This is a genomic window from Paraburkholderia humisilvae, assembly GCF_902859855.1.
GTDB classification, from domain to species: Bacteria; Pseudomonadota; Gammaproteobacteria; order Burkholderiales; family Burkholderiaceae; genus Paraburkholderia; species Paraburkholderia humisilvae.
In genome coordinates this window covers 16,224-31,491 of record NZ_CADIKH010000060.1, presented here as the reverse complement: position 1 = coordinate 31,491, position 15,268 = coordinate 16,224, and the positions used below count along the sequence as shown (strand labels likewise).

12 protein-coding genes are annotated in these 15,268 nt (G+C 61.4%); 8 read left to right on the top strand and 4 right to left on the bottom strand.

The features are described 5' to 3' along the window. Positions 1-766 precede the first annotated feature (766 nt). A complete protein-coding gene (locus HV796_RS33965; protein ID WP_175232253.1) occupies positions 767-1,039 on the bottom strand; it encodes a hypothetical protein in 273 nt (90 codons plus the stop codon). 67 nt (positions 1,040-1,106) lie between these two features. Between HV796_RS33965 and HV796_RS45535 the strand changes: the two genes are divergently transcribed. Continuing rightward, positions 1,107-1,232: a hypothetical protein gene (locus HV796_RS45535; protein WP_281369936.1), complete on the top strand. Its 126-nt coding sequence runs from the start codon at positions 1,107-1,109 to the stop codon at positions 1,230-1,232. A gap of 39 nt (positions 1,233-1,271) precedes the next feature. Here HV796_RS45535 and HV796_RS33960 read toward each other — a convergent pair whose 3' ends face one another. The 3 genes from HV796_RS33960 to HV796_RS33950 all read right to left on the bottom strand — a co-directional run bounded on the left by HV796_RS33960 (position 1,272) and on the right by HV796_RS33950 (position 7,131). Continuing rightward, the gene (locus HV796_RS33960; RefSeq protein ID WP_175232276.1) at positions 1,272-4,391 is read right to left on the bottom strand and encodes an efflux RND transporter permease subunit; all 3,120 of its coding nucleotides are present in this window, start codon (positions 4,389-4,391) and stop codon (positions 1,272-1,274) included. An 11-nt stretch (positions 4,392-4,402) separates the two neighbouring features. After that, positions 4,403-5,542, bottom strand: coding sequence for an efflux RND transporter periplasmic adaptor subunit (locus HV796_RS33955; protein WP_175232275.1), 1,140 nt, complete (start codon positions 5,540-5,542; stop codon positions 4,403-4,405). A gap of 68 nt (positions 5,543-5,610) precedes the next feature. After that, entirely contained in the window at positions 5,611-7,131 is a 1,521-nt protein-coding gene (locus HV796_RS33950; protein WP_281369935.1) for an efflux transporter outer membrane subunit, read from the bottom strand. Between the two features lie 545 nt (positions 7,132-7,676). Here HV796_RS33950 and HV796_RS33945 point away from each other — a divergent pair. The 7 genes from HV796_RS33945 to HV796_RS33915 all read left to right on the top strand — a co-directional run bounded on the left by HV796_RS33945 (position 7,677) and on the right by HV796_RS33915 (position 15,114). Next, positions 7,677-8,702, top strand: coding sequence for a YncE family protein (locus tag HV796_RS33945; RefSeq protein ID WP_175232273.1), 1,026 nt, complete (start codon positions 7,677-7,679; stop codon positions 8,700-8,702). A 167-nt stretch (positions 8,703-8,869) separates the two neighbouring features. Then, positions 8,870-11,029, top strand: coding sequence for a TonB-dependent receptor (locus HV796_RS33940; RefSeq protein WP_175232272.1), 2,160 nt, complete (start codon positions 8,870-8,872; stop codon positions 11,027-11,029). Between the two features lie 18 nt (positions 11,030-11,047). After that, positions 11,048-11,749, top strand: coding sequence for a MotA/TolQ/ExbB proton channel family protein (locus tag HV796_RS33935; RefSeq protein WP_175232271.1), 702 nt, complete (start codon positions 11,048-11,050; stop codon positions 11,747-11,749). After that, positions 11,746-12,153, top strand: a complete 408-nt coding sequence (locus HV796_RS33930; RefSeq protein WP_377693126.1) for an ExbD/TolR family protein — start codon at positions 11,746-11,748, stop codon at positions 12,151-12,153. Before HV796_RS33935 ends, HV796_RS33930 begins: the two co-directional genes overlap by 4 nt. A 1-nt stretch (position 12,154) precedes the next feature. Next, the gene (locus tag HV796_RS45530) at positions 12,155-12,901 is read left to right on the top strand and encodes an energy transducer TonB (protein WP_175232269.1); all 747 of its coding nucleotides are present in this window, start codon (positions 12,155-12,157) and stop codon (positions 12,899-12,901) included. Between the two features lie 88 nt (positions 12,902-12,989). Continuing rightward, a complete protein-coding gene (locus HV796_RS33920) occupies positions 12,990-13,715 on the top strand; it encodes a response regulator transcription factor (RefSeq protein ID WP_175232268.1) in 726 nt (241 codons plus the stop codon). Further along, positions 13,708-15,114, top strand: a complete 1,407-nt coding sequence (locus HV796_RS33915; RefSeq protein ID WP_175232267.1) for a sensor histidine kinase — start codon at positions 13,708-13,710, stop codon at positions 15,112-15,114. The genes HV796_RS33920 and HV796_RS33915 overlap by 8 nt, the downstream gene beginning before the upstream one ends. The last annotated feature ends 154 nt before the right edge of the window (positions 15,115-15,268 follow it).

Here is a 15,268-nt window from a genome sequence, read left to right as displayed (position 1 = left end):
CCCGTCAACACTTCCATCACTTCGTTCTTGTTGTTAGTCATATACACAGTCTTATGCCTACCCGCTATTGTAAGTGGGAGACTGTGTCCGGACTTTCAGGGGGCTGTTCCAGACAAGCTCCTGGCTCCAGCTTTGAAGATGGATGAACACTCGTGTAATAAATGAGTATTCGTTCGTTTCGCCGTCACTCACCGAGCGCTCGTTTTGTATCACATATCCCCTCCCTGAAAATCAGCGAAATTGTCTAGTCTCCGTTTAAACGCATACCGCTTCGTTTTAGATTATTCCAGGAATAGATTGCGTTAACTTTACGGGCTAGTGCTTGCCTGAAAAAGGCCGGTCGCCTTCGAAACGATATGCGGCCGCTCCTCGGATTCGCATGACAAGCGAGAATTTAGCAACTCGCAATAATGGGATGAGTAATTTGCCGCTGCACCATAGATATTCCAAAGATGGCAATCGTGTTGTACTGGACGGGCATACAATCTTCGCTGCGCGTCTCATCTTCCGACATTGGACACAGCTTGCAAAAATAAAAGAGCGGTTCTACTCACGGAGTGCAACTGGACTGCATTCGATTGCCGTTTGCCTGGATAAGATACTGTGTGGAAATTTTCTGTCTGCCGCAATAAACGGCATGGAGGGGAAATCGTCTTCTCGCGGAGCGTCGACATTCCAGGGACATCAGGCTCATGCGGACGGCCGTTTTGCCTTACCCTTGCTGCTGCCATCGCGCTCATACATTCACTACAGGACATCGCGCCAGTTAAATGGCCGAAGGCCAACGAACGGCATCGAGCGGCTCGCGGTCAGCGTTCCACTCAACGCACTGGATACCGCGGCGGGTGCGAATGGCGGTTCGCCATAGCGACTTCAAGTAACGAATGGCAGGGTAGGAATGCGGCTCGACCTGGCGCACCGTCAGGCCCAGCCGTTCGGCGGCCTTGCCCGGTTTGAGCCGTCCGTCGGTCACCGCCTCGATGACCTTCAGCCGATCCGCTTCACGCATCGTCATCGTGATCGTCCCAGTTGCGTTCATCGCCGGCGCTCCCTGAGACCCACCCCTGTCGCGCTCACGGGTGCGCATGATCGGGCGGGAATTCAACGTGAGCGATGCCGCCGCACGCCGCGAGCTGGGCTATGTCGGAATGACCTCGCGGGACGATGGCTTGCGCAGCTATGAGCTCGCGCATCCTCTGGGCCCGGGCGACTTCAGAAAACGGAAAGAATAAAGCACGCCAGGCAAGCGGTGGTCCGCCGGGTGACCCTGCTTATCCGGCTGTCTGATTTTCCGCGGCCATCTCTGACGTGGCAGCCCGCCGTTTCGCAGCGATCCAGTTTGCCAATCTGCCGAACCAGAGGTGGACTACCGGCGTGGTGAAGAGCGTCAGCATTTGCGAGAAGACCAGGCCGCCGACGATCGCTATCCCCAGGGGCACGCGCAATTCGGCGCCCGCACCCTGTCCCAGCGCCAGCGGCAACGAGCCGAACAGGGCCGCCAGCGTCGTCATCATGATGGGGCGAAAACGCTGCACGCAGGCCTGGCGGATCGCGGCCGTGGGCGACATGCCTTGTTCCCGCTCGGCCACCAGGGCAAAGTCGATCATCATGATCGCGTTCTTCTTGACGATACCGATCAGCAAAACGATGCCCACCATCGCCATGATCGACAGATCCTCGCCGAACAACATCAGCGTGAACAGCGCCCCCACGCCGGCGGACGGCAGCGTCGAGATGATCGTCAACGGGTGGATCGCGCTTTCGTAAAGTATGCCCAGCACCAGATAGACGACAACCAGCGCCGCCAGGATCAGATACGGCTCGCTATGCAGCGACGCCTGGAAAGCCTGGGCCGTGCCCTGGAAGGTGCCGATCACGGCATCGGGCTTGTGGACGGCGGCCTCGGCGTGGCGGATGGCCGCGATTGCGGCACCCAGCGATTGCCCAGGCGCAAGATTGAACGAAATGGTCACCGCCGGGGATAAGCCTTGATGGTTCACGGAAGCGGGCGATACACCGTTGGCGAGCGTCACCAGGGTGTTCAAAGGCACCAGCTGGCTGGTCAGCGGCGAACGCACATAAAGGTGGGCCAGCGCTGCTGTCGTCAACTGGAATTGCGGGTCGACTTCCTCGATGACGTGATACTGGTCCGATGGCGTATAGAGTGTCGCAATCTGGCGCTGGCCGAACGCGTCATACATCGTATCGTCGATGGCCTGCGCGGTAATGCCGAACCGCGCGGCCGTATCGCGATCGATGACCAGCGTGGTACTGGTGGCCGAAGCCTGTTGATCGGACGTGACGTCGGCCAGTTCCGGCAGTGCGGAGAGGCGCTGGGTCAGCACTTGCGACCAGTGGCTCAATTCCTTGATGTCGGGGCCCTGCAATGTGTATTGATACTGCGCCGCACTCGCGCGGGCGCCGACCTGAATGTCTTGCCGAACGTGCATCGTCACCGACACACCGATCACCGTCGCGAGCTTGGGCTTGAGCCGGCGTATCACCTGGGCGGCGGTGGCAGTGCGCTCATTGACGGGCTTCAGGTTGATCATCATGTGAGCTTCGCTTACCGTAGGATCCGCCGAGATCCAGTAGTAGACGTTATCGACCGCCGGGTCGGCTTCGACGATATGGCCGAGTTGCTGGATCTTGATGGCCATCGCTTGCGGCGAGATGTCCGGCGCGGCTTCCGGGGTCGCCTGGATCAAGCCCGAATCCTCCTCGGGAAAGAACCCCTTCGGGATCTGCACGAACAACGCCCCGGTCGCAAGCACGGTCGCAATCGTCACTCCGAGCATGGTTTTCTGGTGCTGCAAGACCCAGTCGAGTCCGCGCTCATAGCACCGCTCCATCGCGACGAAGGCGCTTTCCAGTGCGCGCACGAGCCGGCTCTCGCGAAGCCGATCGCTAGCGGACCCGCGAATCAGCCAGCCGCACAACATCGGGGTGACGGTCAGCGATACGATGCACGACATGACGACCGCGGCACTGACCGTAATCGCGAATTCCCGGAACAGCCGCCCGACCAGGCCGCCCATCAGCAGAATCGGGATGAATACCGCGATCAGCGAAATCGTCATCGATATGACAGTCGAGCGCACCTCGCGCACACCGAGCAGCGCGGCCCGCATGCGTGGCACGCCGGCTTCGATATGCCGCATCACGTTCTCGATGACCACGATCGCATCGTCGACCACAAATCCCACGGCAATGGTGAGCCCCATCAACGACAGGTTGTTCAGGCTGAAACCTAGCAGATACATCACGGCAAAGGTGGCCACCAGCGACAGCGGAATCGTCAGGCTCGGGATCACGGTCGCCCACACGTTGCGCACGAACGCGAAAATCACCATGACGACCAGCGCGACCGTCAGCGTCAGCGTGAGTTGCACGTCATACAGCGAGGTATTGATCGTCTGCGTGCGGTCCCCGACGACATGCACATGAGCCGCCGCGGGGAGCGACGCCTCCAGCGCCGGCAAACGGGCCTCGATGCTGTGGATGGTCGCGAGAACGTTGTAGCCCGGCTGCTTGTGGATATCGATGATGATTGCGCGCTCGTTCTGCAACCATGCGGCCTGGTGCGTGTCCTCGGTGGCGTCGATCACGGTGCCAAGGTCTTCGAGGCGCACCGGCGCGCCGTTCTTGTAGGCGACGACGAGGCCGCGATACTGGGCCGCCGTCGTCAGCTGATCGGTGGCGTTGAACACGACCGAGCGGTTCGGACCATTCAGGCTGCCTTTGGGCGCGTTGACGGTTTCCACGCCGACGATCGAGCGCACGTCCTCGAGCGTCAGGCCGCGCGCGGCGAGCTTGTCGGGATCGATACGGATGCGCACTGCGGGGCGCTGCAGCCCGTTGAAATCGACGAGACCGACACCCGGCATCTGCGAGATTTCCCGGGCAAGATAATCCTCCGAGTAGCGGTCGAGTTCGGTGAGTGGCAGTGACGGCGAAGTCAGCGCGAGCGACAGCAGCGTGAAATTGGCGGGATTGCTCTTTTCGTAAGTCGGCGGGTTGGGCAGGTTCCTGGGCAGCATGCCGCCGGCGTCATTGATGGCCGTCTGCACGTCTTGCGCGGCACCGTCGATGTTGCGCGACAGGTCGAACTGGACCGTGATCGACGTCGTCCCGAGCGAACTGGACGAGGTCATTTCGGTGATGCCGGGAATATTCGACAACTGCGATTCGATCGGCGACGCGACCGTACTCGCCATGGTCTCCGCGCTCGCGCCGGGCAGCTGGGCGAAAATCTGGATCGTCGGGAAATCGACCTGGGGCAGTGCCGCGACCGGCAGCAGCCAATAGGAGACGACGCCGAGCAGCAGCACGCCGAGCGCGAGGAAACCGGTGGCGATGCGTCGCTGGATGAAAAACTCGAGCAGGCTCATGAGGCGCTGCCTTATTGAATGGGGGTGACAGAGGGGACGGCTGCCGGCTGCGCAGTCGCCGCGACGATGTTCGCAGCCGCGTGCGTGCCGGGATCAAGCCGGCTTTGCCCGTCGAACACGATCAGATCGCCGGTACCGACACCGGCGTCGATCTCGGTCATGCCATCGACACTGTGGCCGGTTTTCACTGGCCTCAGTTGTGCGTGGCCGTCCTTGTCGAGGACGTAGAGTTGCGTGCCGGACTGACTGTTGACGATCGCGCGCTCCGGTACCGCAAGACGCTGGTAGTCGGTGTGCAGCAGGATCCGTGTATTCACCAGTTCGCCGGGCCACAGCTTGCGGTCGCGGTTGGTGAACGATGCCTTCAGCTGGATCTGGCCGGTCGCCGGATCGACGCGGCTGTCGATAAAGACCAGCGAGCCTTGCGCCAGAACGGCGTCGCCGGTACGCGGCGTGACGTTGACCGGCAGCGCGTCGCCGGCCTGACGCGCGAGCACGTCGGGAAGCACGTCCTGCGGGACCGAGAACACCACGGTGATCGGATCCATCTGGGTGACAGTCACAATGCCGGTCGTATCAGTCGGATGGACTACCTGACCGATGTCGGCTTCGCGCACCCCGACGCGTCCAGCGAACGGTGCGCGCAGCGTGGTGAAACCGAGTTGCAGCCGGTCGCTTTGCACCAGCGCTGCATCGGCCGCGACGGTCGCGGCGAGCGATTCGACCTGGGCACGCGCGGTATCGACGCCTTGCGTAGTCGCCGCCCCAAGTCCAACAAGCTTGCTGTAGCGCGCAAGGTCAAGCCGGGCATTGCTGAGGCTTGCCTCATCCTTGCGCTGAGCCGCTTCGGCCTGATGGAGTTGCGCGGTCAGCGGCCCCTGGTCGAGTTGTGCGAGCAACTGGCCGGCGCTGACGTCCTGGCCTTCGTTGAAGGCGATGCGCTGCACCTGTCCATCGACACGGACTTTGACATCGACCGTGTTGAGCGCCTGAACCGTACCTACCGACGGGACCCGGATCGGGAAATCCATCCGTACCAGATAGCCCGCATCGACGGGCACCGCCGCAGCCTGGGCAACGGCCGCGTGTTTCGGCCATATCCACCAGCTCAGTGCTACCACGAGCGCGACGCCACCGGTCCACGCGAACAAAGGGCGGCGCGTACGCCACGGAGGCGACGCCAGGGGATCTGCCGGAGAGTTCATTAGGAATCTGAAATTCAATGAGAGACGGATGATGAAATTGCAGCTAAGGGAATTGGCGTGTCGGTGGTGATTCCGGCGCCGCCGCCGAAGGCCCGAAAGACGCTCACCGATGCCTGCAGACGCTGCAGGCGTGCCTGCGCGAGTGCGTCCTGGGCTTGATAGAGGGTACGTTGTGCATCCAGCACGCTCAGGAAGTCGATCGTGCCGCCCTCGTACTGCGCCTGCGCGATTACCGCTGCTTTGCGAGCCGCGCCGGCGGCGGCTTGCTGCGCTGTTTCCGCCAATGCTCCCTGCTGCTGCGCACTCAGCGAATCCTCGACATCCTGCAACGCGGAGACCACGGTCTGGCGATAGTCAGCGGTCGCCTTCGCGAACGCAGCCTGATTCGCATGCAGTTGCCCGCGCAATGCGCCGTTATCCAGAAGCGGCCCGGCGAGCACTGCCGCGAGACTGCTGTACGGGCTCGACAGAAAACGCGAGAGCGTGTCGCTGCTCAGGCCGCCGTCCGCGGTCAGCACGATATTCGGCAGGAACGCCGCGCGCGCTGCGCCCACGCTGTAGTTTTCCGACTTCAATTGGGCTTCTTTCGAGCGGATATCCGGGCGCGTTTCCAGCAAGGTCGCCGGCGCATTCGGGCGTGGTTGCGGAATCGGAATCGCGTCGATCTTTGCGTCGCCGATGACGAACTGCTCGGGCGTCTCACCCTCCAGCGTCGCAAGCAGATGCATGCCGGTTTCAAGTTGCTGCTGCAGCGCGGGGATCGCGGCCTGGAACGTGGCCAGCGCATTGCGCTGCTGCTCGATCTGGAGTTGTGTCGCGACGCCGGCCTGCTGCTGGGCCAGCAGCAAGTCGAGGATGTGATGCGCATTGTGCTCGATGGCACGCGCAAGCTTCAGCCTCTGCCGCAAGCTCTGGATCTGGAAATAGGTATCCGTGACGGACGCGGTCAACGTCAATGCCACGGTGTCGCGATCGAATTCCGACGCTCGCGCGAGCATCCGCGCGGCGTTGGCATTGGCCGAATTGAGCCCCCAGAAGTCGATCTCGTAGCTGGCTTCGGCAAATAGGCTCTGGCCAGCGCTCGACGAATTCGCGTTGTCGGGGCCTGACGAACTGGAACTCTTGTAATTACGCGTCAACGTGCCGCCTAGCGAGACGTTCGGATAGAGCGGCGCACCGGCCGTCTGCGCATTGGCGCGGGCGAGGTTCACGCTCGCCAGGGCCGACGCGAGCGAAAAATTGTTCTGCAGGCTGCGTTCGACCAGCGCATTCAGTTGCGAGTCCTGATAGTTCCGCCACCATCCGCTCCTGACCGTGACCGCATCGGCAAGCGATAACCGGGCCGCGCCGTCCCAGCTTTGCGCCATCGGCATATCGGGACGATGCCAGGTCGGCACGAGTGAGCAAGCCGTCAACCAACCGAGCAGCAGCGGTGCGAATGCATAGGCCGAACACGAACGAATCCATCCTGGAAGGGAACGGCAATCGGTACCCTCGGTACCACCAATTGGCACAACGGGATGTTGCTCAGACATAGATGCGTCTTTTGCTACCTGAATGTCGTGCGCGGAGTTAGCCGGTCGTGGCTGGTCTTTCGCGCAAAGATAAAAATAGCCACGGCGCCAGCGATGTGATGGCGAATATGAGCGCGCAGTGGATTGACTCCGCTGCGATACGGCTCAACCCGAATGGCCGGAGCGAGCGTCCGTTCGCTCACGTACCGGGACTGATAGTGACCGTGACATGTGAATCTGCCGGGGCTCAAACATTACAAGATTGGCAGAGCCGTTATTCAGGAAGAGGGGAGGTGGTCGGTGAACGACCGGATAAGTCTGAAGAAAGCGATGCGGGCGATTTCTCAACTAGCCAGGGCTTCCGTCCATCTTGTAATTTTCGAGTCCCGACAGATTCACACGCCACGCACATGATCCGCCCTGTTATGCGAACGGAATGAAGACCTCCCTTCACGACGTTCACATTTTCAATCGGGATGCGGATACCGGACGGTGCATGTCACGTTGGGATCCGCAACATTGCGCCGCGCGTTGTGCGGCATGCAGATAGTTGCGAGACTAGTCAATTGAAACTCAGTCAGGCTCTCAGTGGTACCGCAGTCGCACTTACCTTCCTGTTCGGGACGGCAGCCCATGCCGCGACGCCCGACGAACCGGTCAAGCTGATCAAGACCATCCCGTTGCCCGACATCACCGACGGCGATTTCGATCATTTCGCCGTTGACCTCAAGCGCAACCGCCTCTACGTGTCGGTGGAAAACCACCATTCGATCGACGTGTTCAATCTCAAGACCGGTGAGCATCTGATGAGTGGCGGTCCGGTTACCACGCCTCATTCGCTCGGAATTAACGTCGCGAAAAACGAACTGTTCGTGGCCGACGGCGGCGACCACGCGCTCAAGGTTCTCGATGGGAAGGATCTGCATCTGATCAGGCGGATCGGTTTCGACGGCGCACCGGATTCCGCCAGCTATGACCCGAAGACCAGGTATGTGTATCTCGTCGCGAGTGCACCGGACGACCACCCGACCCATTCGATCATTCACATCATCTCGACCGAAGATCTCTCGAACAAAGGCGAGATCCCGATCGACGCGGGCAGTCTCCATTCGATGACGATCGACCAGACAACCCGCCGCATGTTCGTAAATATCCGCGACAAGTCCACGATCGGCGTCATCGATCTGAACAGGAATGCACTCGTGCGAATCTGGACGGTACCGGGCCTCACGATGAACACGCCGATGGCATTCGACGCGAAAAACCACCGCCTGTTCGTGGCCGACAAGAAGCCGGGCAAGCTGTTCGTTCTCAACTCCGACACCGGTGCGAGGGTCGCGACCTACGACTGCACGGAGGGGGGCGATGACATGACTTACGACGCACGGACGAAGCGCATCTACGTCAGCGCCACCCAAGGCCTGACGGCCTACCAGCAGGACGACGCCGACCACTATCACGAAATCGCGCGCGTCGATACGCACGGCGGCAAGACCTCGGTGCTGGTCCCGAGCCTGAATCAGCTCTACATTCCACATACCCGGACTGCGGCGCCCGAGGCGGGTCTCGAGATCTACAAGGTCGCGGACTGATCTGCAGTAACACGCAAGTGCATTAAAGAGGCGGAAGGCGGCAGGTGAGGTACCTTCCACCAACGCGTAGTTTTAAAGAATGGCGTCATCAAATTAATTTCGGATAACGAATCAGTATCGGAAAGCAAGGGCGTAACAATATGCAACAGCTACTTTCGCAGTTCCGCATGAGACCATTAACGCAGTTCGTTCTGGCCACACTGTGCACGTCCGGTGCCCAGCTTTCCCATGCGCAGGAGGTCACTGATCTCGGCTCCGTGCAGAGTACGGCCACAGCGTCGGCGGCGCTCAGCGCAATAAAGAACGTGCAGACTGCCCCCGCGCAGGCGCCGACGCAAGGCTCACTCACGGCCACCGAGCCGCAGTCGACGATCAGCGAGCACTACATAAAGAACAGCACCGCGCCGACGTCAAACTACACCGACATCATGAACATCGCGCCGAGCGTTTCGAGCATCTCGCCGAACGGTCCTGGCTTGATGGAGTCGCCCACCGTGTCCATTCGCGGCTTTCAGGACGGGCAGTACAACGTGACGTTCGACGGCATCCCGTTCGGTGACGCGAACAACTTCACGCACCACTCGACGTCGTTCTTCTCGTCTCAGGTGATCCATAACATCACCGTCGATCGTGGCCCGGGCGACGCTTCGCAAATCGGCTACGCCACGTTCGGCGGTACGGTCGCGATGACGTCGTTGATCCCGTCGATGACCGCGTCGGCTTCGCTGCTCGGCACGTATGGCAGCTTCAACACGTGGCTCGCCGGCGCCGAGCTCAACACCGGCGATCTGCAGCAGCTCGGTGACGCGCGCGCGACGTTCGGCTACACGCAAAGCCACAGCGACGGTTATCTGACCGGCGCCGCGCAGCGTCGTCAGAACGCGTACTTCAAGTTCGAAAAACCGCTTGGCGACAATACGGTGCTCACGTTGTTCACCAGCGTCAACAAGATCCATCAGAACACGCCGTTTGGCTCCTCCGCGGAGCAGATTGCGGAGTTCGGCCCGAACTATGGTCTCTCCAGCAACCCGCTGAGCCAGGCGTATGCGGGCTTTAACGTCGACGATGTCGATACCGACTTCGAGTACATTGGCGTCCAGACGAGGCTCGCGCAGTGGGAGATCGACAACAAGCTTTATACCTACGGGTACTACCACACCGGCTTCCAGGGAGTGTCGCCGAACAGCAGTCTGCCGTACAACGCATTTGGACCGAAGGGCCCGTTCCTTCCTGAAGGCAACGTGGCCGGCCAGGAGCAGGTCAACAACTACCGGGCCTGGGGTGACGTGCTGCGCACCCAGCGAGAGATCGGCCCTGGTACGCTCGAGATGGGCGCCTGGTTCAACTACCAGACCAACTTGCGCTCCCGGTTCAACGCGAACGCCACCCAGAACTTCGCGTTCGTTTCGCCGTTGTTCTCGATGAACGACACGCTGGCCACTTTCCAGCCGTACATCCAGTACGCGTGGAAGCTGCCGTACGGCTTTACGGTCACACCCGGCGTGAAATACGTGGTGTTCCGCCGTGACCTCTATGCGTCCCTGAACCAGGGCTCGGGCTTGCCGGCTGACTTCGGCCAGACGTGGACGAAGGTGCTGCCCTCGGTGCAGATTCACGAGACGATCAATCCGCACTGGAGCGCTTACGCCCAGTATGCGAAAGGCTTTCTCGCACCGAACCTGAATACGTTTCAGATTCCTAACCTGACGTCCAGCAGCCAGCCTGATCCCCAGGAAACGGATAACTACCAGATTGGCACGACCTATACGACCGACCGTCTGACGCTTGCCGCCGACCTGTACTACATCAAATTCGCCAATGAGGTGACGAGCACGAACATCGGCGGAAACACGTTTTTCTCGAATGCCGGCGCGGCGACCTACAAGGGCGTCGAAACGGAAGCGACGTACTACGCGGGGCTCGGCTTCAGCGTGTACGGAAACCTGACGTTCAACTCGGCGAAGCAGAACAGCAACAACTCCTGGATGCCGTTCACGCCGAACAGGACGGCCGCAGCGGGCCTGCTCTATGAACGCGGACCGCTGACCGGCTCGTTCATCACGAAGTTCATCGGCCGGCAGTACGGCACCACGGGCAACCAGATCCCGATTGGCGGTTTTGCCCAGTCGGATCTCGCCATCGGTTACACGTTCAGGCCTGCGTCATCCATGGTCCACGACGTGCGCCTCGGCCTGCAAATCGACAATATCTTTAACCGGACGGGGATCGACGGGTTCTTCGGCTTCGGCGCAGATGCCGAGAAGACGCCGCTCTACTGGACGCAAGCAGGACGTTCGGTGTTCGGCACGGTGCAGGTCGACTTCTAATTCCAGGCGGACATAGCGATGAATATCACTCAATTCACCCACTTGGCGAGCGATTCGGGCGGTGTGCTTTACGTCATCGTCTTCATGCTCTTTGTTGCACTCACCGTCATCATCGAACGGCTGTCGTTCCTGCACCGCGCGACGGGCAGCACCCGGATGGCGCTCAAGCAGATCGATGCCGTCGATACGCTCGATGCATCGAAGCTCGTGACTTGCGCAGCGAAATTCTCCGGTCAGCCGGCCGAACGCGTGCTGACCGCAGCGGCCCACCTCGCGGGCCGTGCGTCGCGTGAAGACCTCGACTCGTCGCTCGAGGAGACGGTCATGCGCGAAGCTCCGCGCGTCGATCGCTTCCTGTGGGTGCTCGACACCGTCGTCACGCTGGCGCCGCTGCTCGGCCTGTTCGGCACCATCGTCGGGATGTTCAACGCGTTCCAGGTGCTGTCGAACCCTGGCAATGCGCCGACCCAGGTCACGGGCGGGGTCGCCGAGGCGCTGGTGGCGACGGCTTCGGGCCTGTTCGTGGCGATGTTCGGCCTCGTGTTCTTCAATGCGCTGCAGAACCGCGTGCGTACGCTGATGCATCAACTCGAGACACTGAAGGCCGCGCTGGTTAACCGGCTGGCAGGCGTGCCGCGAGAGGCGCTGAAGGACGTACGCGAAATGCGCGAAGCACCGGCAGCCGGTATCGCCGGGCTAGCAGTCCAAAGGGGGGGATGACGGTGAAGTACTTCGAAGCCCCCCGCAAGGCGCGCATCGAGATCATCCCGATGATCGACGTCATGTTCTTTCTACTGGTGTTTTTCATCATGCTCACGCTGCACATGATTCCGAACGCAGGGCTGCGCACTACGTTGCCGTCGAGTTCGACGGCTCAGGAACTGCCGCCGCCGAAGGTGACGGTGACGATGCAGCCGGATGGCTCGCTGTCGGTGGACGGCCAGCAACTGAGTCCGGCGCAGCTGACCCAGTTGCTGCAGTCGAAGCCGGATCCGGCACACCTGGTGGTGACGGTGGCGGGTTCGAAGGAAACCCGGCTGCAAAAGCTGGTGACGGTGATGGACGCGTGCCGCGCCGCCGGCGTGACGCAGATTTCCATGGCCGCGCAACCCGAGCAGAGGTGATATGTCGACAGTACCCGCACTGGGCGTAACGTCGGGCAAGGCGCCTCGTGCGCACCTCGGTCTCAATCGCGCGGCTCCCCTTGCATTCATCGTCGAGGCATTAATACTCGCAGGCGCATTCGGGTTGCTTTCAAAAAAGGCGCCGCCGCCACCGCCGCCACCCACCGTCACGACGCTGACGCTCGCACCGGCGCTGGCAGCCACGCCGGTGGCGGCGCCTACGCCGACACCGAAGGCGCCCGTCGCGAAGCCGGTTGTGCCGCCAGTGCGCCAGCCCGTCGTGCATCCACGCGTCGTGCCCGTGCATCACGTCAGCCCGCCGCAGCCGGTTGCTCGGGCCACACCGCCGGTCACGCCGGTCGCTCCGCCGGCTGCGCTGCCCGGCGAAACGGCGACCGATCCGGCTCCGCCCGCGCCACCGCCGCCGCCGCAATCGGCCGCGGCGCCGACGGGAGCCGTGGATCGGAGCTTCGATGCCGCGTTGCGGACCGCCATCCAGTCCGCGTTGCGCTACCCGGAGTCCGCTCGTATAGAAGGCGTGAGCGGACGCACGCGAGTGGCTTTTACCTGGCGCGATGGGGCGGTGTCGGATGTGCGGGTCATCGTATCGAGCGGCGTCGGCCTGCTCGACCGCGCCGCGCTCGCGGCGGTACACGACGCCGTGTACCCTAAACCCGCCGCTGAGCTTGCTGGCAAGACACTGTTGAAGCAACTGTGGGTGACGTTCGACTTGAACGACGCACAGTGAAATTGACTTGTTCGGTCTTTAGAATGGCCCGAGCCTTGTCCACGATCGTGACGATAGTCGGCATCCACTGCGGTCAACCTTTCATCCGATGAATCCTGCTGTCGATAGTCCATCGCCCGCCCATGTGCACGCGTCGCACATCCTTGTGATCGAAGACGACAAGCCGACCTCCGACCAGATCACGCGCGCGCTCGAGGACTCCGGCTTCTCGGTCGAACAGGTACTGACCGGCTGGCAAGGTCTGTCGCGGGCGCTTGCGCAGCGCTTCGACGCCATCGTGCTCGACATCATGCTGCCGGAAATCGATGGTTTTTCCGTGTTGTCGACCTTGCGCAACGTCGGCCAGCGGGTGCCGATCCTGCTGTTGAGCGCACTCGATGAGGTCGATACGCGCGTGAAGGGCCTGCATGCCGGCGCGGACGATTATCTCGTGAAGCCGTTTTATTTCGACGAACTGTCGGCGCGTATCAACGTGCTACTACGCCGATGCCGCCCGGTGGGCTGGCGCGACGACTCGACGCTGACGTTCGGTGACCTGACGCTCGACACGTTGACGGGTCAGGTCACGCGGCGCGGCACCGTCATCAACCTCAAGGCGCGCGAAAGCAGGCTGCTCGCCTTTCTGATCCAGCATGCAGGAAGCGTCGTTACGCGCAGCATGCTGTTCGAGGCAGTCTGGAATTATCGCGCGGATGTACAGAGCGACGTGATCGCCATTCATATCACGCGTTTGCGGCGCAAGATCAGCCTCGACGGAACGTTGCCGCAGCTGATTCACAACGTGCACGGCACCGGGTGGGTCTTGCATGCATAAGCTGTGTTCGTTGTTTCGCCAGCCGTCGCCCGTGCTGTTGTTCTGCCTGCAGGCTGCGATCGCAATCGGCCTCTTTTCACTTCTGTGCTGGGTCACCATTCGGCATACGGTTGGGGAGATCGATGAACATCTCTTTCTGAAAGTGACGCAAATCCAGCATTTGCCGCCGGACGAAATCCCGGCGCGTATTGCGATGGATACGTCGGACGACCCCGAGAACAAACGGCCATACGGCTACTTCAGCCCGCGCGGCGAGCATATCGTCGGCGCCTTCGAGACGCTGCCGAGCAAGGTCGACGGCAAGCCGTTCAATCTCATCGCGACCCTCGGGCACCAGGCTGGCGACGTGCAACGTCACTATCGCGGCGTCGTGGTGCGTTTGCCGTCCGGCGGCATTCTTGTCACCGCACGATCGACTGACGGAGAGGGCCACTTCGACAAGGTGTTGTTGCTGATCGCGGGTGGCAGTCTTGTCTTCGTACTCGTCATCGGCATGGTCAGCGGTACGCTGGTGAACGCAGCGGCAGCCCGCAGGTTGCGCGATGTACGCCGGGCGACCCAGCAAATCGCGTCGGGCCGGCTCGATCATCGCCTGCCGCTGTCGGGCAGTGGGGACGACATCGACAACATTACGGCCGTGGTGAATTCGATGCTCGACGAAGTCGAACGTCTGATTCGAGACATTCAGGGCATCTGTGCCGGTATCGCACACGAAGTGCGCACGCCGATGACGCGCATGCGAGGCACCCTCGAAACCACGCGCCGGCGCACCATGAGTGTCACCGATTACGAGCAGGTGATCGACACCGCACTGCAGCAGTCCGACATCGTCATGACGCGCTTCTCCGCGCTCTTGCGAATAGCGCAGATAGGCGAAGCAGCGGTCCTCGCAAGGAAGAGCCCGCTGAACCTGCAGGATGTGCTGAATGACGTAATCGATTTCTACGAAGCCGCTGCCGAGGAACGCTCACTCACGCTTGAACTGCTGCCGTGTGTGCCGGCGATCGTCAACGGCGAGGCGGACCTGCTGTTTAGCGCATTCGGCAACCTGATCGAGAACGCGTTGAAATTCACGCCGCCGGGCGGAGCCATCACAGTGATGCTACATCAGCGAGACGGCAAGGTAACCGTCGAAGTAAGGGATACGGGCCCCGGCATTCCGGTTGCCGAACGAGACCTTGTGTTCCTGCCGTTCTATCGCGCCAAGCACCAGGCCGGTACAACGACCACGGGTAGTGGGATCGGACTGAGCCTCGTTGCAGCGATTGCGCGGCTGCATAACGCGAACGTCAGCATTCGCGAGGGCGGCCCCAGGTGTTGTGTCGCGGTGGTGTTTGAGTCTGGGATGCACATTCATCCGGCTGGGGCATCACGTGAGGAGGTTGATTGCAAGCGCTAACGCTGGACCTAAGCGAAATGAGATTCACGCCTGTCGGTCCTGAAAAATGTCCCGGCTTCGAGAGCCAATTTATTGGCGAGGTTGTCCGTCAGGCCGGTATGCCGTTCACGTCATCAATTTTCAGTCGTCGCAAAACCGGATGGGTGTCGGTGAC

What these genes read in the sequence shown, in the direction of transcription:
- HV796_RS33965 (WP_175232253.1), bottom strand. Translation starts at nt 1,039, where the DNA reads ATGAACGCAACTGGGACGATCACGATGACGATGCGTGAAGCGGATCGG.
- HV796_RS33960 (WP_175232276.1), bottom strand. Translation starts at nt 4,391, where the DNA reads ATGAGCCTGCTCGAGTTTTTCATCCAGCGACGCATCGCCACCGGTTTC.
- HV796_RS33950 (WP_281369935.1), bottom strand. Translation starts at nt 7,131, where the DNA reads ATGTCTGAGCAACATCCCGTTGTGCCAATTGGTGGTACCGAGGGTACC.
- HV796_RS33940 (WP_175232272.1), top strand. Translation starts at nt 8,870, where the DNA reads ATGAGACCATTAACGCAGTTCGTTCTGGCCACACTGTGCACGTCCGGT.
- HV796_RS33935 (WP_175232271.1), top strand. Translation starts at nt 11,048, where the DNA reads ATGAATATCACTCAATTCACCCACTTGGCGAGCGATTCGGGCGGTGTG.
- HV796_RS33930 (WP_377693126.1), top strand. Translation starts at nt 11,746, where the DNA reads ATGACGGTGAAGTACTTCGAAGCCCCCCGCAAGGCGCGCATCGAGATC.
- HV796_RS45530 (WP_175232269.1), top strand. Translation starts at nt 12,155, where the DNA reads ATGTCGACAGTACCCGCACTGGGCGTAACGTCGGGCAAGGCGCCTCGT.
- HV796_RS33920 (WP_175232268.1), top strand. Translation starts at nt 12,990, where the DNA reads ATGAATCCTGCTGTCGATAGTCCATCGCCCGCCCATGTGCACGCGTCG.
- HV796_RS33915 (WP_175232267.1), top strand. Translation starts at nt 13,708, where the DNA reads ATGCATAAGCTGTGTTCGTTGTTTCGCCAGCCGTCGCCCGTGCTGTTG.